Below are 20040 nucleotides of genomic sequence, written 5' to 3'. Positions count from 1 at the left end.
AGCGCCCGTAGCGAGGATGGCAGAAAATTGAGGATAAAAAGTCGGAAATTTTTAGTGAATAGTGGTTCTATTTGCTAAAAATTTCCGGCTTTTTAGACCAATTTGCTGCCACCGCAGTAGGGTAGTCTATTCTCGGACAGGCTCCTAGCCCCGGTTTATCAGGCTGACTCTGACACCGGGTCTTCTGTTCCCTGTATATGCGCCACACTGGAATACGCGACAGGTACACGGTTGAGGTTGCATAACAGTTGGTGGGGAATCGTATCGGCACAGCGTGCAATTTCTTCGATGGGTAATGGTTCTCCCCATAACACGACACCGTCTCCGACACAGGGGTTATCCAGGTCAGTCAGGTCGACAGTGATCATATCCATGGAAACGCGCCCGACAAGGGGAACCCGCTGACCATTGATCCACACTGGCGTATTGTTTTTCGCATGCCTTGGGTAGCCGTCGCCATAGCCAATAGCAACAATACCCAGGCGAGTAGCTCGACTGGCAACCCAGTTACTGCCGTACCCCACTGAACTGCCCACTGCAATATCTTTAATACTGATAATCCTGGAGCGTAATTCCATCACGGGTTTTAAACGCTGCTCAATGGCGTGGCTGTTCGGAAAAGGGGATACACCGTATAACATCAATCCGGGTCGATTCCACTGGCTATGAGCTCTTGGGAAAGCAACTATCCCTGCTGAATTGGCAATACTTCGTTCGCCGGGTAGCCCCAATGTTGCCTTTTCAAAGACTTCCAACTGCTCAACCGTGTGTCTGATACCCACTTCATCGGCGCAAGCCAAGTGAGTCATCAAGACAATGTCTTTTACTTTTTCGATGGCATTAAGCCGTTGCCACACCTGCCTGTATTCATGGGGCATAAACCCTACCCGTCCCATGCCCGAGTCCATTTTCAGCCAGGCGCGAATGGGGTGAGTGAGACGGCTACGCTCCAGTATAGCCAGCTGTTCATGGCAGTGAATAACACTATCGAGCTGATAGTATTGAATTTGATCAACTTCGGCGGGTTCGAAAAAACCTTCTAATATGACAATGGGGTGGTTAATCCCATTTTTACGTAGCTCCAGAGCCTCCTCAATACAGGCTACAGCAAACGCGTCTGCCTGTCTGGAAAGGGCTTGAGCGCATTGTATTGCTCCGTGGCTGTAAGCATCTGCTTTGACAACCGCCACAACCTGACCTTGGGTAAGGTCTTTAGCCAGCTGGTAGTTAGCTCTCAAGGCGTCCAGTTTTATAATTGCTTTTGCAGGCCGACTCATTAGTGTCAGGCTCCCCCTGTATCGAAGTTTACGATGTCCATGCTATCATTAAATACCCGAGCGCTCTTTATGTGATTATATTAATTACATTACTGAATATATGATACCGGGTATAAGTGAAAGTCCATATCTTGATAGTAATAACTGAATCATTTAGAAAAATATACGTTGACTGCCTTCCTTATGGAAGCTTGCGTCAGACCCCCACCAAAGAAAGCGGGAATAGACGCGAACGGCCCTAAGAAACATTGAGAATGCCCGCACCTCTGGTATGCTTCTTCTTTATTTATGCATAGCTAGTGATTTATGTCTCTGGAGACTTCATTTAGTACAACTGTGCTCAACTGGTTTGATCAACACGGTCGCAAACAGCTACCCTGGCAGGAAACGATTACGCCTTATCGTGTTTGGGTCAGTGAAATTATGTTGCAACAAACACAGGTTGCGACGGTCATTCCCTACTTCCAGCGTTTTATGCGGCGCTTCTGTGATGTGGCTACTCTGGCAAGCGCTGAAGAAGACGATGTGCTCCATTATTGGAGTGGTCTGGGGTATTACAGTCGTGCCCGTAATCTCCATAAGGCGGCTAAACAAATTGTCAGTGAATTTAATGGACAATTCCCCCCATCAGTGCAGGCACTGGTTACTCTTCCCGGTATTGGTTTATCCACAGCAGGTGCCATTGCGTCCATTTCAATGGGTATCCGGGCGCCGATTCTTGATGGCAACGTCAAGCGGGTGCTTTCTCGCGTTAAAGCTATTCCCGGCTGGCCGGGAAAATCGTCTGTCACCAAAAAATTATGGGCAATTGCTGATGAATTGACCCCTGATACGCGGACAGGCGATTATACACAAGCCATGATGGACCTTGGCGCCATGGTTTGTACCCGCACCAACCCCCTCTGTTCTGCCTGTCCTCTGGTGGAGGATTGTCTGGCTAACCAGGCTGGAAACCAAGCCCAATACCCCGGCCGTAAACCTAAAAAAACACTGCCTGAAAAATCTGTCAGCATGCTGATGATCATAAACGAACAGGGTGAAACATTGCTCCAAAAGCGCCCTTCCACAGGTGTTTGGGGTGGCTTATGGAGTTTTCCTGAAACCTCGGCCCCAGATAAAGGCGCAATGACTATAGATACTGCTGTAACGATAAAGCTGCCCTTGCGGCAACTGGAGCATTGGCGCCCCTTTCGCCACACTTTTAGTCACTATCATCTTGATATTACGCCTATCAAAGCCTTTTCCAGCAAAGCTCACGTGCGCCTGGATGATGCCCGGAAGTGGCGTTGGTACCAACTGGAGAACCCTTTGGAATTGGGGCTGGCAGCACCTGTAACTCGTCTGATGAAAAAGCTCAAAGCCAGTCTATAATGATAAATCTTCAGCAGGCAGTAGCCGACAAAAAACAAGTAAAGTTTCTTAATAGTAATGCTGTCTATAGAGTTAGCCAGGACAGCAAGGTAAACTTGGCTGCTGATTTATAGATATTCGTCAGGTACCCATAAAATATGCTGTCATTCCTGCCCTCTACCCTCAAAGGACTTATTGCTGCCAGTTTGCTCATCCTCAATACACTGCTGTTGAGTATCCCTTTGCTTGTCTGTGCATTACTCAAGCTGATTGTGCCTGTTCCCTCATTCCGGCTGGCCATGGGCAAAGCAGCAAATCAAATCGCGGAACTATGGATAACGATTAATTCAGGCTGGATGAAACTGACACAAGCCATGAACTTACGTGTGGAAGGTCTGGAAGTACTGAACCCAAAGGGCTGGTATCTGATCACTGCCAATCATCGGAGCTGGGCCGACATCACTATTATGCAACACGTGTTGAATAAGAAAGCGCCGTTTATGAAATTTTTCATTAAACAAGAGTTGATCTGGCTGCCCGTGGCTGGTTTGTGCTGGTGGGCTATGGACTTCCCATTTATGAAGCGTTACAGCAAAGCCTATCTGGCGAAGCACCCCGAAAAAAAGGGTAAGGATCTTGAAACCACCCGCCAGGCTTGCGCAAAGTTCAAAGATATTCCCATTTCCATTGTTAATTTTCTGGAGGGAACCCGCTTTACCGATGGCAAGCATCAAAAACAATGCTCCCCCTACCGCACCTTGTTAAAGCCAAAAGCCGGCGGCATAGGCCATGTTCTCAGTGCCATGGGGGATCAGCTCAACAGCATGCTTAACCTGACCCTGTACTACGACCACAATGCATTGAGTTTTTGGGACTTTCTGTGTGGTCGCATCTCTTCGGTTCATATCCACATTGAAAAGAAAAAAATACCTGCTGAGTTTATTGGCAAGGACTACCAGGGTGACGCTGACTTTCGGCAAGCATTTCAACAGTGGGTCAATCAACTGTGGGAAGAAAAAGACAAGCGGTTGCTGATGATGGAAAAACAAGCGCAGGCAGAAAAAGCAAGTAAGGTAGGGCTCTATCAATAAGCACTCACCTGGAGTCATTCAGGCTTGAAGTACGACGCGCCCAATGCCTCTGCCGGGCCCGTCAGCCATGCTAACCCACCGGCTCTAGCCAGTGTGGCTTACTCGCCTCTCAACATCGATTTTTATCCTGAATTCAGCCGTTGAATGCCGCTTCAGGGGAATTTGCCGAGCGTGACGTTCAATCAATGACGGTGATCCCTGGAGCCTGTCGGACTTAAGACAATTTCGGCCTGAAATCCAGAAAGTACGAGAAAGTGCGAGAAAGTGCGAGAAAGTGCGGCCAGAATTTCCGATCAATTTGCTTAACTTAAATTAGGTCAACTATTCGCGCAAATTGATCGAAAATTCTGACTCGCCCTACTGAATTTTATGCTCGAAAGCATAAGTCCGACAGGCTCCTTGGCAAAAGCCCCACTCTTTCTTGCTGATTTCTTACTGGAAAACTGGCAACTGGCATCTATAGTAAAGGATCATTCTTTTTTTAATTACCAGCATAACTGTTAAATACCCATTATGAAAAAGTGTATTCTATTACAGCTCCTGCTGGTGATACCTGTCTCTGTGAGCACCGCCTTTTTCCAGGTGAAAAAACCTGTATCGTCTACACATGTCATGTCCTCAGATATCGTCAAACATCGTGTTAACGGCAGTACACTGTCTTATAAGGCAAGCAGTGTACCTGCCAGGTCTCAGTGGAATACCTACACGATCAAATCAGGTGATAATTTCAGCGCGCTGGGTATAAAACAGTTAGGCATTACCCCAACAGAGATAATAACCATCACCAAACTGGTCAAAAAATATATTAACCTGAATCAACTGTCGCCGGGCGAAACCTTGCAATATTTGAAAGGCAACCATGGCCACCTGCAGTGGTTAGCAATCCCTTTAAACCGCAATCGCAAACTGTTAATTAAACGACAAAATGATTTTTTTTCCGCTAGGTCAATCACGCGTGTCTATCAGATCTATAAGGGCAAAGTAATCGGCAGCCTGATCAGAACCATAATGAGTGAGGGGGTTCCAGCCAATTTAGCGAACAAAGCCGGCCTATTACTGGGAAAATACCACAATCTCAGAAAAGAATTACGCCACGGTGATGAGGTCGATGTGCTGATTGCCTCGGATGAAGTTGACGGCAAACTCTACTCCCCCACAATTGAAGCGCTGAGAGTTAATGGTCAACGTATTAAAACCGCTTTATACCTGTATTCAGACGGTTACTATTATGATGCAAAAGGAAAAGGGGTTGAGCCTGGCTTTGTTCGCGAGCCTCTGAAAGGCCGTTTCCGAGTCAGCTCTCCCTTTAATCTTCATAGAGTCAATCCGGTAACTGGCCTGGTAAGCCCTCATTACGGCACCGACTTCGCTACACCTATTGATACGCCGGTCTTCGCTCCGGCCAACGGCATCGTCAAGGGTAAAGGCATCCAGAAATACGCGGGGCATTATCTGATCATTGAGCATTACAATGGCTATGTCACCCGTTACTACCACTTATCAAAAGTGCTGGTTAAACCGGGTGATGCCGTCAGGCTCGGTGAAAGAATTGCCCTGACCGGGAATTCAGGGCGAAGCACAGGTCCGCACCTGCACTATGAACTGCGCATCAATGGTCATCCTGTGAATGCCATGCTGGCAGCGATCCCTTTACATCGAAGTCTGACAGGTAAAACATTGGCCTTATTTCAAGCCACGATTTCTCAGAGGGTGGCAGCAATGGATAAGAACGATCATACACTACTAGCCATACAGGACATCCCGCACCGTTAAATGATCATCAGCAGCCACAGTAGCGTGTAAAAAGCCCGTAAAAAGTCCGTAAAAAGTCCGTTAGAATAGGTGCCTTTCTACTCACTCAAGGAGGTAGATTTGTGCTCGATGCCCATCACTTTGATAATACGTTTGCCCGGCTACCTGATGTTTTTTATACCCACCAATCACCACTGCCCCTGGTGAATCCTGAGCTGGTCAGCTATAGCCCTGAGGCTGCTGCCTTAATTGATATGCCTTCCCTGGAAGGCATAAAGTCCGAGTTAATCGCAGTTTGCTCAGGCAACGCCCTCTGCCCGGGCACTGAACCTTTGGCAATGGTCTATGCCGGCCACCAGTTTGGTGGCTACTCCCCTCAGCTTGGTGATGGCCGGGCACTCCTGCTGGGAGAGGTCAGAAATAAAGCGGGTGAGAAATGGGACTTGCACCTCAAAGGTGCCGGGCCAACCCCCTACTCTCGCTTTGGTGATGGGCGTGCGGTACTGCGATCGTGTATTCGGGAATATCTGTGCTCTGAAGCCATGTACCATCTGGGGATTCCTTCAACACGGGCATTGTGCGTCGTTACCAGTGATACGCCAGTGTACCGTGAGCGGCAAGAGCGTGGGTCAACCCTCCTCAGGCTCGCCAGGACGCATGTCCGATTTGGGCACTTTGAGTATTTCAATTACACTGGGCAGCACAAGGCCCTCAAAACACTGGCAGATTACATCATTGATCACCTGTTCCCCTATTTAAAGGGGCAGAAAAACGCCTATCAATTATGGTTTGCTGAAGTACTGAACAAAACCGCAAAGCTAATCGCGCAATGGCAGGCCGCCGGTTTCGCTCACGGCGTGATGAATACCGACAATATGAGCATTACTGGCGACACGCTTGACTACGGCCCCTTTGGTTTTCTGGACAGCTTCGACTGGCAGTTTGTTTGTAATCATTCCGATCATCAGGGCCGCTATGCCTTTGGTGAGCAGCCCGACGTCAGCTACTGGAACTGTGGCCGCCTTGGCTCTGCCCTGATGCCACTGTTTAACAATCAGCCTGATACGCTTCAGGAAGCACTTAACACGTACCCGGAACGCTATTCATACTATTACACGCTTTTTATGCGACAAAAGCTGGGACTGGTGTTACCCCAAAATAGCGATGACCAGCTGATAAAACAGCTACTGAGCGCCCTGCAACATAGCCAGTGTGACTATACGCGTTTTTTTCGGGCACTGTGTGATTTTGTACCAGGGGCTGTTAACCATGCGCTCACCTCTGTTGTGGACACCCGCCCTATGGCACAGTGGTTAAAGACTTATGCGCAGCGCTTGCAAAAAGAAACCGTGTCAGACACGGCGCGTGGCTATCAGATGAAACAGGTAAATCCAAAATACATTTTAAGGAATCATCTGGCACAGCAGGCCATTGAGCTGGCGGAAGGCGGTGATTTTTCAGAGGTTGAACGGCTGATGCTGATGTTAAAAAAACCGTTTGACGAACAGCCTGACAATGCACATTATGCCAATAGTCCACCAGCAGGGGTCTTGCAGGTGCAGGTATCCTGCTCATCCTGATGCCTGTGGAAAATGATCTTATTGTTGCAAATCGTTGCAAGTTGTTGCCAACAAAGAGTGTGGGCAGAACATACACCATTAATCGGATGAGAGAATACCATGGTTCGTACCGTTCATTGTGTCAAACTGAAAAAAGAAGCAGAAGGACTTCTCACGCCCCCGCTACCTGGTCCTAAAGGACAATGGGTCTATGAAAATATCTCTCAGGAAGCCTGGACAGCCTGGCAGGTACACCAAACCCGCCTGATCAACGAAAAACACCTGAACCTGCTGGATAGGGAAACCCGCGACTACTTAATGGCGCAAATGGACAAATACTTCGCGGATGAAGCTGTAGACCAGGCCGATGGCTATGTTCCCGAGCGCGAGTAATCCTTTATCAACAGGCGCAGTCATTCATCATGCTGCTGTAGAAAAGAAATTCTGTTTTTTTTCATAATGATGCTTGACTCAGGGCGAGGAAATCCGTTTAATACGCTTCGTTCTTAGCGAGAAGCCATCGCAGAGACGCCCGGATAGCTCAGTCGGTAGAGCAGAGGACTGAAAATCCTCGTGTCGGTGGTTCGATTCCGCCTCCGGGCACCATGTTTGCGTTATAAATAAGGCACCTACGGTAGTACCAAGGTGCTTTTTTTGTGCCTGAAATTTTGCATCTCCTGCTTCAGGGACACCTCTGGAACACCTTTGGCCTCTGTTTAGTTGTCTTCCAATACTTCCTCAAGCCCCCTCAATGCGCATATATGGTCATTACACTGTTGGTTTAGCCCTTCTAGGAGCCTGACCGAGAATAGCGCCCGTAGCGAGGATTACGAGAAATTGAGGATAAAAATTTCTGCTTCTGAGGATAATAGTGGGGCTATTTGATGAAGAAGCAGGAATTTTCAGACCAATTTATCGCAACCGCAGTAGGGTAGTCTATTCTCGGACAGGCTCCTAGTTGAGGCAACTCCTGCAAGGTTTCCAAAAATAGTAGAAATGTCGTATTTATTGACCACTTCATTCATTAATTGCAGCAGATCAGGATAGCAGGTACCCAAGCCTGGCTTGTGACTTTTTTTCAAATATGGGCACGGTCTTAATTATTGGCTTCACCCGGTCGGGAAAGATAACCGGGCAAGGCACAAAGGGTGCGGGGCTCGGGTTGAACCAGCTAACTTCAGCTTATGAGACTGAGGCGATACCGTTTCTCTACTCTGCTGTTATTCATTCTTTTGATATCCTCCCCCAGCCAGGACGCTGAAGGATTCCCATTACTGGGGCGTTACTTTCTTGCGAGTTTACGCAGGTTTCTGCTTCCACGTTACAGCCACGAGGGACTTACATTAACTCCACAGACTTTACTTCCCCTCTGCCCGAGGGCAGGTCTTCAACGACGCAGTGGATATTAGCAGAATGTTAGACGAAATTCACCGCCCGCCTGGCTCAGCGGGAGTACTCTTTCGGAAACGGATAAAGCTGATATTGCCTTTCGAAAAGCAATAAAAAACCCACATCTTTTTCCAGAGTGAGGTTTTAGGTAATAAACACCTGCGGCTTTAATCAGTGTTTTTTACAAGTCTTTTATTTGCTCTGTCTGTTGTTTCTTTCAAAAGCAATAACTTGAGATTGTCCCGAGGTAGGCTTGCGATACCTAGGCTTGAAATTGATTAGCTCAACATTACCTGTATCATTAATGTCCATAAAGTAGCCAGGAACCAATCCGCAAAGCCTTTCCAGATTGTGAGCATCAAAAGATAACTCGTTCAATAAGGCATCCTTGGTGTAAAGACCGTGAGTAACAATCATATGAACTGCACGACCAAGTAATTTTGGCTCCTCTGGCTGAATAACATTATCCAACGGTTCCTTTTTCCTCCATCCCCTGGCAGAAAGGCTTTTAAATAGGCGAACTTTATCATTTTCATCAATGAGATTCAGTTGATAGCAACGGGTGATCATTGCAGCTACAGAAACCTTCCATCTGGCTTTCAAAGCTAATAGATCGTCAAGTGTTACTCTTCTGACTTCACGAATGAATGATTTTTCAGGCATCAAAAATGCGGCAGCAAATCGATGAGCTTGTTCTTCAATAAGGGCATAATTTTTTTCGTAAGACTCTTTATCTATATGTCTGTGCATAAGTAAATGTCCTAGCTCATGTGCGGCGTCAAACCTATTACGAATGCCATTAGCCTTATCTGCAACAATAAACACATAGGGCCTACCTTCAAGTTCATGCCAGGTAGATACGCCATCCATTTTGAGGTGCCCAATAGAATCACGAGCACAGACCACTCCAGCGCTTTCCATCGCTTGAATGACATTACCTATTGGCCCTTGCCCCAACCCCCAATGCGCCCGACAAGACTCTGCCAGATCATCAATTTGTTCGTCTGAAATTTGAAATAAATCCGTTTCCTTTAACGGGTTCAACTTCAACTGAGGCCAATTCATCCACTTTTGAAAGGTCAAAGACAGCTCTTGCAACCATTGCAAACGAACTTCTGCGACCTTTCTGGCAGATATTGTCGTACTGGTATTACTTCTAAAAAAGTGAGTACCATCACGACAGCTTTGAACGGGTTGTGTAAACCAGTGCATAGGCAACTGAAAAATTTTCGACAACGATGCCAGTGCCAATGCTTCAGGGGATTGCTGCCCACTCTCCCATTTGGACACAGTGCTAACACTGCGTCCAATCTTGTCTGCTAGAACAGTTTTATTCATGCCCACCACCTGCCGAGCCTGTTTCAACCGCTCCGGCTGGAACCCTGCAATACCAGTACGCATATCAAAGCCTCATATAATCAGTCTTCCTGATCATCTTTTTCAGTTTCAAGTATTTCTTTACGAAAGGTAGGCCAAGGGTCAACAGGCTCAGCCACATCATCTTTATAGGATTCCAGCCAGTCTCTCAACCTTACCTGTAAATGGAATCCCTTGCGATTAGTATAGGGTACTACCAATAGTATATCCCTTGGATGCCTCGGGTCTCCTTCTCCGCACTTGGGATTGATAACCATCAAACACGTATGGAGCGAAGATCTCACTAGTTCTGAATCAGGGTCAAACAAGTCTGGAATTGCCGGCTCTAATACCCTGTTCATTTCTGCCAGTTCTTTCTTATAGTTGGCTGGCCGCTCTGGGCGCGTGGGATCAACACAGAAAGCAAGCATATTTACATCGTTGAATTGAAGTAATCCGTATTTTTCCCCCTTCGGATTAGTATGCCTGGCTTCCCCCAACTGAGCTAACACATCATTAACAAAGTCTCTTCGCATGTAACCACGCATTCTTTCATGACCCAGCGCTTTGATTTCTTCCTTTGACAGCACTTGAGCTCTGGCGTATGCAGCATAGATTTCATCAGATAATTTTTGTGCGACATCTTCTGAGATTTGCCGTCTGATAAAGGCTAGAAACTTATTCCTATTCATGATATCGACCTTATTCATGACATGTTAACACGAATTATGCCCTAATTTTTTTCGTTTTGAAATTATAAGGCAGCTTTTTTGTTGTTTTTTCTACCACTATGCTAACTAACTCTTCCCGATCAAGGTCATTACAAACCTCCATTGTCCATTTGACCCACTTCATGTAACTGTAATCAAAACTCGCCTAGCACCCCAGGTAGCTCACAGATCCCCTTACTACCCACCAGCGGCTTTGTCTGACCGGTGTTGATGCGGTAGCGGTAGTTGTACAAAGTAGTACGTCATACGTCGTTCATATGCAGGATGGTTTTCTTGGATATTTTCTCCGGGACACGGTCGGCGATTTGCTCATCCAGCCAGTTCCAAAGGGCAGCAAACAGATCCGGCTGGCTCTAAACCTGAATTGAGGCTTAAGGGTTATAGCCTCCGGTAGAGCCAGAGTGATTCGCTGTCATGTGCTATACATATCTTAAGATAATTCTTTGCTCATCGCTGACAAGGGCTTGAGAGGCTCTTGAGTGGCTGCAATGATGTTAAGATCGCTCTGATTGTCAAAGTCAATACTGCGGACAGTTTTTGATGCTTAAAGCCCACGGCTGCCAAAGGCCCGAAGGTGTATCGTTATTTTATGGTAACTCACGCCTACCGTTGAGTTACTATAAAATCATCCCCTTGAGTTGTAGACCTTGTAGCATCAGACACCAGACTGTCTAAAACTGTCCGCAGTATTGAAAGTTCAATCAGATTAAACATTATTTTCAGGGAAAGAATCTTGTTTAAGGGGTTTTTTATGCCGTCAACACCTTTACAACGCATAGAGATTTGGAATACTGGGAGGAGTATTCTTCAACAAGTAAGGAGTTTTTTTTATGATGGCTTCAAAACACCAGATAAAATGTATGGTCCATATCCTGAAGATAGTGAAGAATGGGGTGCTGATAATTTGGAGCACCGGCAACAGTTTTTGATCAAAAAGGAAAAGAGAAATACCAACGCCCATTTTGCTAGTGTAATAACAACAAAATCAGTTGAAAAATTTCATAATCATACGTCATTTTATGATTTAGGCTGTCAAATAATTAGTAAAAAAATAGCTTATTTAAGAGAAGACCTCGGTGGAGCTACTGCTACAGACAGTAGGATTTATTCTGCGCTGGCCGTTTATTTTTCGTATATACATGGAATGAGAAATATCTTTATTGGTATAGCTTCTAATAAACAAAATCCAAACAGCTCTGCCCTTGCTTCTGCTCATACATTTGTTCTATTAATCTCAGAGGTTGATTTAGACAATTACAGGGAAAAAAATATATTACATATTAGTGGTGATTTACGAGCCAAAGGCATCTTTGACGAACCTATAGTTATTGACCCCTGGTTCAATATTTGTGCACCTTTAGCCTTATATCATTTTAGAATGATTGAAAAATCCAATAAATGGACAAATAAAATAAAAGAAATCAAAAGGGAAAAACTGGACGCCAAGTCACCAAAAGATTTTTGTGAGGAAATAGCTTTACAATCCAAGATATTTTTTTTTAAACAAGCATTACCTGATTTTCAAGATTATTACAAAGGGCTTGAAGAGATTGATGACATTGATAAACCTTTCGTAAATGAAGGAGAGGATGATTTTTTATAAGAAATAGCCAGTGGAGCCGTGAAGTCCCCCTCCAACCATTAAACAGCTCAAATGGTAAGAAGCAGTCTTAAAAGTCTGCCCGTAGCGAGGACTGCGAGAAATGGAGGATAAAAAGTCGCTTTTGTGAGGAGAATAGCGGGACTATTTGACGAACAAAAGCGATTTTTCAGACGCATTTATCGTAGCCGCAGTAGGGGCATGACTTTTAAGACTGCTTCTAAGTTAAGGGTAGCTGCATTTCAGAAAATACTAGGCGCCTGTCGGACTTAAGACAATTTCGGCCTAAAATCCGGGAAGTGCGAGAAAGTGCGAGAAAGTGCGAGAGAAAGTGCGGCCAGAATTTCTGATCAATTTACTTAAATAGGTCAACTATTCGCGCAAAGGCTCTTAATGGATTCCAGGGAGCCGCTATTTTAGAAGCGCTTTTCTTGACTAATGGTGCTGGCAGCCCAGTAAAAACGGGAGAAGGAAGTGGTTAATTTTCTCAAGTTTTAGCGAACTCCCTGGAACCCATTAAAAGCCTTGCTGAATTCAGGTTCAACTGAGCATAGCCGAAAGCTTTCAGGTAAACCCATGTTATGGGTCATTCACTACTGTCTGTTTTTTCAGCCCCATTTCACTTTAACGCTGTACTTGTGTTCCTACCCACAATATGCTTCATTATGTCGCGGAGTAAGACAAGTCCATAATAATAAGGGGTATTCCGATGGATCTTAAGGCAATAAACGACTTGATTCGTCTTGCAAAACATCAGGAGTCCATAGACAATAAACTGTTTAAACTCACCCTGGCAAGGTTGGAAGATTTGCATCAAAGCATTGAGGTATCGGGTGAAAATCCAGAAGAAGCGCTATTCCAGTTTGCCATGGATTATATTGAACATATCCCCGAATTCCTCAATATTTTATTTCAGACACAAAAAACATGTGGCATAAAGGACTTCATTGCGCCTTTTTTGGTCATTGCAGAAGAAAACCTGCTGTCGTCTTCCACAGAAGCCCAGTTGGAAGCTCTGTTGGGTAAAGCTTACTTTATCTATCGGTTAATGGAAGAGGTCAACGATGCTTACCAGGTAAAGTCTGGCATAGCATTGATTCCCCTCAACATGACTTGGGACAATCTTATTGCTCATACCATCCTCGGTGAAGCTGAAGCCAATACCATTGATGACGTTGTGCAAAGTACCGTGAAAAGTATGCTGACCTCTGCGCATGTATACGACAAAAAACGTTTTAATGAAAATGTTTGTTATAAAGATCCACAACAGTTGTTAGCGCTATGGTCTCGCTGGCCTGACCTCTCCATCGACTCGAAAGCTGATGTGAAATTTAGCCTCCGTACGATCTGCTGATCAGGGGGTACAGTGTTCATGGGGCCGACACAGCGAAACCTTATTGGCTCTTAATGGGGTCCAGGGAGTTCGCTAAAACTTGAGAAAATTAACCACTTCCTTCTCCCGATTTTACTGGTCTGCGGAGCACCATTAGTCAAGAAAAGCGCTTCTAAGTCGCTCTGCCAGCGTTTCAGTAAATTCATCAGGAGCCTGATTCTATTCTTTTGATTTGAATCAGTTTTTATTCGTTATATACCATCATTCTAATGGCACTAATCCACAATTAAAAAGCACCACGCATAATCGGAACCAACATTTTTTAACAAAAGTGGCAATTGTTTTCTACACTGATTCACAATTGTGAACAAAGGTGTTCACTCTCAATGTGCAGGAATCATTATACCGATGGTCTTTTTCTGACCAGGAGCCTGTCGGACTTATGCTTTCGAGCATAAAATTCAGTAGGGCGAGTCAGAATTTTCGATCAATTTACGCGAATAGTTGACCTATTTAAGCAAATTGATCGGAAATTCTGGCCGCGCTTTCTGGATTTCAGGCCGAAATTGTCTTAAGTCCGACAGGCTCCTAGGAGCCTGACCGAGAATAGCGCCCGTAGCGAGGATTACGAGAAATTGAGGATAAAAATTTCTGCTTCTGAGGATAATAGTGGGGCTATTTGACGAAGAAGCAGGAATTTTTAGACCAATTTATCGCAACCGCAGTAGGGTAGTCTATTCTCGGACAGGCTCCTAGCACAATGATCAGGGCAGGCTGGGCAAAAGGACAAAGCAAAATGCCTCGTAATAGCATGGGCAATTCCGGGGAATTTTAACACACGATTTCTGTACAGTTTACCAGCGCAATAGCCTGGTTAGAACAGAACATTGGTATTATAAATAACGGTCATTTTATGTTTGGAATCTTTAAATCATTACCTGTACAACAAGAAATCATTGATTCTGATACGATAGACCAAAATTATAGATACTGGCGTGTGCACATCATGATAACAATGTTTGTGGGATATGCCGCTTTTTACTTTACCCGCAAAAGTTTCACCTTTGCCATGCCTGCCATGATTATTGATCTGGGCATGGATAAAACCAATATTGGTATTTTGGCGACACTCTTTTATGTGATTTACGGGTGTTCAAAATTTCTTTCCGGCATTATCAGTGATCACTCCAATCCACGGTATTTTATGGGTGTCGGCCTCATTGCCACCGGAGTCACCAACATCCTTTTTGGCTTTTCATCTTCTCTGGTCGCATTCAGTATTTTGTGGGGGTTAAATGCTTTTTTTCAGGGTTGGGGCTGGCCTGCTTGTTCAAAGCTGCTTAATTTCTGGTATTCACGTTCCGAACGTGGTTTCTGGTGGGCTATCTGGAATACCGCACATAACGTCGGCGGCGCCTTGATTCCCCTGCTTGTCGGCATATGCACTCTCTATTACGGCTGGCGCTATGGGCTGATCATCCCTGGTATTATTGCCATCATTCTCGGTCTTTTTGTTTGCTGGCGATTGCGCGACAAGCCGAGCACCCTCGGACTCCCTACCATTGGTCAGTGGAAAAATGATCTGCTAGAGATAAAGCATGCCAATAACAGCCGACCACTTCCTGTCAGGGAGATACTGAAAAGTCATATATTGCAAAGCAAACCATTATGGCTACTGGCTGCTGCCTCTGTCCTCGTTTATATCGTGCGTACCGCGATGAATGACTGGGGCAACCTGTACCTTATCGAAGTGGGTGGCTATGACCTCGTGACGGCTAATGCTGCGGTCACTGGCTTTGAGATTGGGGGGTTCCTGGGTTCCATTGTCGCGGGATGGGGTTCTGACAGGTTTTTCCAGGGAGAGCGTGTCCCCATGCTGATTATTTTCTCCATAGGCGTACTGGTGTCCTCCATTAGTTTATGCTTTAGCGCTCATGCCCCTTATAGTTTGCAGGCTGCTTCGTTTTTCTTTATAGGCTTTTTTATTTTTGGCCCTCAAATGCTGTTAGGCATGACGGCACTTGAAACCTCTCACAAAGAAGCAGCCGGTGCCGCAACAGGGTTTATTGGTTTATTTTCATACATTGGCGCAGCGCTGGCAGGTTATCCTGTGGCCAAAATCATTGAGCTTTTTCAATGGTCAGGATTTTTCACCCTTATTACTGTTGCCGCTACCATTACAGCTATTATTTTACTGCCATTTTGCAGGGTAAAACGCTTGGCATCTTATGAAAAAACAGTCATGACCCCTGCTGAAGACTGAAGGCGACAGGCAGAAAAAGATTCACGGGGTCTAATGACTCTGGAGAGCAGTTTGTATAGCGTAAGTTTCTGAAACGCGGCTTTACTGTACTTCGCGCATTTCGAAATCTTGTTTGCCAGCACCACAGTCAGGGCAGCACCAGTCGTCCGGGACATCCTCCCAGCGCGTGCCCGCGGGTATCCCCTCTTCAGGGCAACCCTTCGCTTCATCGTAAATAAAGCCACAAACGACGCATTGCCATAGCTTCATGGTACGCTCCCCAAAATCAGCTTGTTGTCAGAAAAACTGCGCATGCGGGTAGTACACAGATTTTCTGATAAAATCGCAGTGTACTGCAGTTAACTGGAATGGTGCCAACTTCCCTTTTAGCTGCACCACTTTTTTATGGAATGTCCGTCTGAATGCCTATCAATTATTATGAAAGTATGCCCTGGTTGCCTGCGCACAGTATAGCTGCTGATATCTCCAGCCCACTGAAAGAATGGTTACTGGATGAAGGATCACTCACAGAGCGCCTGAAGCAAGCGCACCGCAATGACTTTGCCGTACACGTATTGCATCAGGACAAGGGTGTGCCCACTAAAGATGAGCGTCATTTTTTAGGTGCGGCGGGTAACGATGCGAGTATCCGGGAAGTATTACTGGTGTGTGAAGGCAAGCCCCGTGTCTTTGCCCGCAGCATTCTGCCTATGACAACGGTGGAGAATGGCAACCAGCGGTTATTGACACTCGGGGAAAAGCCCTTGGGTGCTTTTCTCTTCGCTAATAAAGAACTCCGCCGGGGTGCCATTGAACTGTGCTGCATGCCTGCCAGTCAGTTTGCTGAGTTCATGGCAGAAGATAACCTCTCAGAGAGTGTGTGGGGGCGACGCTCTCTTTTCTTTCTCAATGGCGCGCCCCTGTGTGTGTGTGAGGTTTTTCTAACTGAGCCGGTAAAATCCTTCACCCCTTAACATAGGAGCCTGTCGGACTTCAGACAATTTCGGCCTGAAATCCAGAAAGCGCGGCCAGAATTTCCGATCAATTTGCTTAAATAGGTCAACTATTCGCGCAAATTGATCGAAAATTCTGACTCGCCCTACTGAATTTTATGCTCGAAAGCATAAGTCCGACAGGCTCCATAGTGCTTATAACCAGGATGAGTCGATTGAATACAACTGTTCTCAAGGATTTTATAGCCCTGACCCGCTTGGACAGGCCCATTGGCATTTACCTGCTATTGTGGCCTACCTTATGGTCTCTGTGGCTTTCTGCCGGGGGCGTGCCCCACCTTCACAACCTTGTGGTATTTGTTTCAGGCGTGATTTTAATGCGCTGTGCAGGATGTGTCATTAATGATTATGCTGACCGTCATGTGGATGGCTTTGTGAAACGAACCGCGGACAGGCCACTGGCAACCGGGCGTATTTCTGAAAAACAGGCACTGGCGTACTTTGCCGCTCTGGTGTTTCCGGCTTTTTTGCTGGTACTGACCACCAATCCGCTCACTATTGGCTTATCATTGATCGGCCTGTTGTTAGCGACTATCTACCCTTTTGCAAAGCGTTATACTCATTTACCGCAGGTGGTGCTTGGCGCGGCGTTTGGTTGGTCCGTTCCCATGGCCTACGCCGCTGAAAGTGGTTCTTTAGTTATGGAAACCTGGCTCCTGTTTGTGGCCAACCTGTTATGGACAGTGGCCTATGATACGCAGTACGCAATGGTCGATCGTGATGATGACGTCAGCATTGGCATTAAATCGACAGCGATTTTACTGGGCAAATGGGATACTCGTGTCATTGCTCTATTGCAGGGAATGTTTTTACTGGTACTGATTGTACTGGGGGTTAAACTGACGTTAGGGCTATTCTATTATCTGGCACTGGTTGCAGCCTCCGCCCTTTTTTTTTACCAACAAAGCATCACGGCCCGGCGCGAACGGGACGCCTGTTTCAAGGCGTTTTTAAATAATCATTGGATTGGGGCTATTATCTTTCTTGGAATAGTCCTGGGCGTATGATGTTAAATAGAATTATAGTTTAATCTTTTTGTAACATTTCAAGGCTGTAATAATATCGCAGGCTCTCGACGGACTCAGTAACTCAGAAGCAGTCTTAAAAGTCATGCTACTATTGCGGTCTGCATTAGATGGGTCTGAAAAGCGACCAGGCAAAAGACAAAACAGCTCATGAGGCCGCACCGTAACCTGAATAAAATAATGGGAGATGCGGTAGCAGAGGGCAAACAATAAGACCGCTTATGACACACCCTCTAACTTAAACCAATGGCTAACAGGCAAACGATATGTCAGCAAAAACCATCCTCGTTGTTGATGACGAATCAGCTATCCGTGAAATGGTGTGTCTCACCCTGAAGATGGCTGGCTTTGAGTGCATTGAAGCCGCTGATGCGAGTGAAGCCCATGCTAAAGTGGTTGACCAGAAACCTGATTTGATTTTACTGGATTGGATGATGCCTAATATCTCAGGTATCGAGTTTGCGCGACGCTTAAAGCGGGATGAAATGACGGCGGAAATTCCCATTGTCATGTTGACCGCCAAGGGAGAGGAGGATCATAAAATCAGGGGGCTTGAAACCGGGGCTGATGATTATATTACCAAACCCTTTTCACCCCGTGAGTTGGTTGCGCGCTTAAAAGCCGTACTGCGCAGGGCACTGAGTAATAGTGACCAGTCAGCAATTGTTATCCAGGGACTGGAACTTGACCCTGTCAGCCATCGTGTTTCTGTTAATGGCGCGCCTGCCGAGATAGGCCCTACTGAATACCGCCTGCTGCAATTTTTCCTGACTCACCAGGAAAGAGCCTATTCAAGAAGTCAGTTGCTTGACCAGGTATGGGGGGGCAACGTGTATGTTGAGGAACGCACTGTTGACGTTCATATCCGCCGTCTCAGAAAAGCCCTGGGAAAAGACTACGAAGGCTTTGTTCAAACGGTCAGAGGAACAGGGTACCGGTTTTCAACGAAAGTCTAAGAGTTGTCTGACGTGTCAATCTACCCTGCATCAACGTTATTTATTCGTGTTTTCATGGGGCTGATCGCTGGTTTTAGCCTGGGTTATTGTTTTGGTCAGGGTTTGCTTGGCGTCACAGGCGCGCTGGCATTGATGTTGGTCTGGTCCCTGGCGCGCATAGTCCATCTGCTAAGGTGGCTTGAACAAGCGGCCATAAAAGAGCTTGACCCTCCTGAAAGTCATGGCCTTTGGGGGGCTATTTTTGATGGTATTTACCGCGTACAAAAATACCGCAGAAGCTCCCGGGATCGGTTAAAGGAAGTGGTTGAACGCATCCAGGAATCCACTGCCGCACTGGATGACGGGATCGTCATGCTGGATCGTTTTGGCAACCTGGAGTGGTGGAATCGGGCCGCTGAAGATTTTTTAGCGCTGAAATCACCGGATGATCAAGGACAGCTTATCACTAACCTGGTGCGCGACCCCTTGTTTACTGAGCACATTAATAAACACGCTCATAAAGAAGCGATTGAAATCACCTCTCCGGGAAAAGGCGACAGGGATCTTCAGGTTAATACCACCCTGTACGGTGCTGGTAACCGGCTGTTGCTTATTCGGGATATCACCCGATTAAACCAACTGGAAATTATGAGAAAGGACTTTGTCGCCAATGTTTCTCATGAGTTGCGTACACCACTGACAGTCATTGCAGGTTACCTGGAAACATTGATTGATGCGTCAGAAGAGCAAGCCGATGTCCCTCCCATGTGGAGAAAAGCGCTCCTTCGCATGGACGAACAGTCACAACGTATGCAAAACCTGGTTGCTGACCTTTTATTGTTATCACGGCTTGAATCCGTTGCTAATGACCATCCAGAGCCTGTTGACTTGAAATCACTACTGGAAAAAATAGTCACTGACACGCAGTCATTAAGTGGTGAGCATCAGCACCAGATCTCATTAGATTGTGAGTCCGGTGTATGTATAGAAGGTAATAAAAACGAGCTACGAAGCGCTTTATCCAATCTGGCCTTTAATGCTGTGAGGTATACCCCGGCAGGTGGGCGTATTCAAATCAGGTTCAAGAAGACCAAGCAGGGAGGAAAAGTGGTTGTTGAAGATGACGGTGTGGGTATTGAGCCTGTCCATATCCCCCGCTTGACTGAGCGTTTTTATCGCATTGATAAAGGGCGAAGTCTGTGTACCGGGGGGACCGGGCTTGGCCTGGCTATTGTTAAGCATGTATTGCTAAGGCATGACGCAACGCTGAGTATTAAAAGTTTTCCAGGTAAAGGGAGCCGGTTTACCTGCCACTTTCCCAGCAGCAGAATAAAGTTGCTAAGCACCTTGTGAACGACTATCGTCCAATATTATGAGTCTTAAATAC

General features: G+C 46.1%; 16 protein-coding genes and 1 tRNA gene. 13 read left to right on the top strand and 4 right to left on the bottom strand.

The features are described from left to right. Positions 1–158: 158 nt before the first annotated feature. Positions 159–1277 carry an alanine racemase gene (gene alr, locus V4C51_RS07035; RefSeq protein ID WP_330925437.1) on the bottom strand — a complete coding sequence of 373 codons (1119 nt, stop codon included), beginning with the start codon at positions 1275–1277 and terminating at the stop codon, positions 159–161. Between the two features lie 306 nt (positions 1278–1583). On the opposite strand from alr, the gene mutY reads away from it, so the two are divergent. From mutY to V4C51_RS07005, 6 genes are all read left to right on the top strand, one after another. Then, complete coding sequence (gene mutY / locus V4C51_RS07030) at positions 1584–2648, top strand: A/G-specific adenine glycosylase (RefSeq protein WP_330925436.1); 1065 nt, start codon at positions 1584–1586, stop codon at positions 2646–2648. A gap of 137 nt (positions 2649–2785) precedes the next feature. Next, positions 2786–3718 (top strand): acyltransferase, encoded by a 933-nt coding sequence (locus V4C51_RS07025; protein WP_330925435.1) that lies wholly within the window; start codon positions 2786–2788, stop codon positions 3716–3718. 513 nt (positions 3719–4231) lie between these two features. Continuing rightward, complete coding sequence (locus V4C51_RS07020; protein ID WP_330925434.1) at positions 4232–5491, top strand: peptidoglycan DD-metalloendopeptidase family protein; 1260 nt, start codon at positions 4232–4234, stop codon at positions 5489–5491. A 101-nt stretch (positions 5492–5592) separates the two neighbouring features. Then, entirely contained in the window at positions 5593–7050 is a 1458-nt protein-coding gene (locus V4C51_RS07015) for a protein adenylyltransferase SelO (protein ID WP_330925433.1), read from the top strand. Between the two features lie 99 nt (positions 7051–7149). Continuing rightward, positions 7150–7422, top strand: a complete 273-nt coding sequence (locus V4C51_RS07010; protein ID WP_330925432.1) for an oxidative damage protection protein — start codon at positions 7150–7152, stop codon at positions 7420–7422. A 137-nt stretch (positions 7423–7559) separates the two neighbouring features. Further along, positions 7560–7635: transfer RNA gene (locus V4C51_RS07005), tRNA-Phe, on the top strand. Positions 7636–8610: 975 nt separating this feature from the next. Here the strand turns inward: V4C51_RS07005 and V4C51_RS07000 are convergent. Both V4C51_RS07000 and V4C51_RS06995 read right to left on the bottom strand, forming a co-directional pair. Next, positions 8611–9819 carry a helix-turn-helix domain-containing protein gene (locus V4C51_RS07000; RefSeq protein WP_330925431.1) on the bottom strand — a complete coding sequence of 403 codons (1209 nt, stop codon included), beginning with the start codon at positions 9817–9819 and terminating at the stop codon, positions 8611–8613. A 17-nt stretch (positions 9820–9836) separates the two neighbouring features. Continuing rightward, the gene (locus V4C51_RS06995) at positions 9837–10466 is read right to left on the bottom strand and encodes a hypothetical protein (protein WP_330925430.1); all 630 of its coding nucleotides are present in this window, start codon (positions 10464–10466) and stop codon (positions 9837–9839) included. Between the two features lie 790 nt (positions 10467–11256). Between V4C51_RS06995 and V4C51_RS06990 the strand changes: the two genes are divergently transcribed. From V4C51_RS06990 to uhpC, 3 genes are all read left to right on the top strand, one after another. Next, complete coding sequence (locus V4C51_RS06990; RefSeq protein WP_330925429.1) at positions 11257–12108, top strand: hypothetical protein; 852 nt, start codon at positions 11257–11259, stop codon at positions 12106–12108. A 706-nt stretch (positions 12109–12814) separates the two neighbouring features. Further along, positions 12815–13459: a hypothetical protein gene (locus tag V4C51_RS06985; RefSeq protein ID WP_330925428.1), complete on the top strand. Its 645-nt coding sequence runs from the start codon at positions 12815–12817 to the stop codon at positions 13457–13459. Positions 13460–14351: 892 nt separating this feature from the next. Next, entirely contained in the window at positions 14352–15701 is a 1350-nt protein-coding gene (uhpC, locus tag V4C51_RS06980) for an MFS transporter family glucose-6-phosphate receptor UhpC (protein ID WP_330925427.1), read from the top strand. Positions 15702–15782: 81 nt separating this feature from the next. On the opposite strand, the gene V4C51_RS06975 is transcribed toward uhpC, so the two are convergent. After that, on the bottom strand, positions 15783–15950 hold the full coding sequence (locus V4C51_RS06975; RefSeq protein WP_330925426.1) for a rubredoxin: 168 nt from the start codon (positions 15948–15950) through the stop codon (positions 15783–15785). Positions 15951–16102: 152 nt separating this feature from the next. On the opposite strand from V4C51_RS06975, the gene V4C51_RS06970 reads away from it, so the two are divergent. The 4 genes from V4C51_RS06970 to phoR all read left to right on the top strand — a co-directional run bounded on the left by V4C51_RS06970 (position 16103) and on the right by phoR (position 20006). Then, positions 16103–16654: a chorismate--pyruvate lyase family protein gene (locus V4C51_RS06970; protein ID WP_330925425.1), complete on the top strand. Its 552-nt coding sequence runs from the start codon at positions 16103–16105 to the stop codon at positions 16652–16654. Between the two features lie 194 nt (positions 16655–16848). After that, the gene (ubiA, locus tag V4C51_RS06965; protein WP_420797638.1) at positions 16849–17700 is read left to right on the top strand and encodes a 4-hydroxybenzoate octaprenyltransferase; all 852 of its coding nucleotides are present in this window, start codon (positions 16849–16851) and stop codon (positions 17698–17700) included. A gap of 284 nt (positions 17701–17984) precedes the next feature. Beyond that, entirely contained in the window at positions 17985–18674 is a 690-nt protein-coding gene (phoB, locus tag V4C51_RS06960) for a phosphate regulon transcriptional regulator PhoB (RefSeq protein ID WP_330925423.1), read from the top strand. 12 nt (positions 18675–18686) lie between these two features. After that, positions 18687–20006, top strand: coding sequence for a phosphate regulon sensor histidine kinase PhoR (phoR, locus tag V4C51_RS06955; RefSeq protein ID WP_330925422.1), 1320 nt, complete (start codon positions 18687–18689; stop codon positions 20004–20006). Positions 20007–20040 lie beyond the last annotated feature (34 nt).

It is taken from the genome of Candidatus Sororendozoicomonas aggregata (assembly GCF_031528575.1).
In the GTDB taxonomy this organism is placed as follows: Bacteria; Pseudomonadota; Gammaproteobacteria; order Pseudomonadales; family Endozoicomonadaceae; genus Endonucleibacter; species Endonucleibacter aggregata.
This window is presented reverse-complemented; position numbering and strand designations above follow the sequence as displayed.

Excerpts from the sequence above, each read along its gene's own strand:
- V4C51_RS06990 (WP_330925429.1), top strand. The coding sequence starts at position 11,257 with ATGCCGTCAACACCTTTACAACGCATAGAGATTTGGAATACTGGGAGG.
- V4C51_RS06995 (WP_330925430.1), bottom strand. The coding sequence starts at position 10,466 with ATGAATAGGAATAAGTTTCTAGCCTTTATCAGACGGCAAATCTCAGAA.
- V4C51_RS07000 (WP_330925431.1), bottom strand. The coding sequence starts at position 9,819 with ATGCGTACTGGTATTGCAGGGTTCCAGCCGGAGCGGTTGAAACAGGCT.
- alr (WP_330925437.1), bottom strand. The coding sequence starts at position 1,277 with ATGAGTCGGCCTGCAAAAGCAATTATAAAACTGGACGCCTTGAGAGCT.
- V4C51_RS06975 (WP_330925426.1), bottom strand. The coding sequence starts at position 15,950 with ATGAAGCTATGGCAATGCGTCGTTTGTGGCTTTATTTACGATGAAGCG.
- mutY (WP_330925436.1), top strand. The coding sequence starts at position 1,584 with ATGTCTCTGGAGACTTCATTTAGTACAACTGTGCTCAACTGGTTTGAT.
- V4C51_RS06970 (WP_330925425.1), top strand. The coding sequence starts at position 16,103 with ATGCCTATCAATTATTATGAAAGTATGCCCTGGTTGCCTGCGCACAGT.
- V4C51_RS07010 (WP_330925432.1), top strand. The coding sequence starts at position 7,150 with ATGGTTCGTACCGTTCATTGTGTCAAACTGAAAAAAGAAGCAGAAGGA.
- V4C51_RS07020 (WP_330925434.1), top strand. The coding sequence starts at position 4,232 with ATGAAAAAGTGTATTCTATTACAGCTCCTGCTGGTGATACCTGTCTCT.
- V4C51_RS06985 (WP_330925428.1), top strand. The coding sequence starts at position 12,815 with ATGGATCTTAAGGCAATAAACGACTTGATTCGTCTTGCAAAACATCAG.
- uhpC (WP_330925427.1), top strand. The coding sequence starts at position 14,352 with ATGTTTGGAATCTTTAAATCATTACCTGTACAACAAGAAATCATTGAT.
- phoB (WP_330925423.1), top strand. The coding sequence starts at position 17,985 with ATGTCAGCAAAAACCATCCTCGTTGTTGATGACGAATCAGCTATCCGT.
- V4C51_RS07025 (WP_330925435.1), top strand. The coding sequence starts at position 2,786 with ATGCTGTCATTCCTGCCCTCTACCCTCAAAGGACTTATTGCTGCCAGT.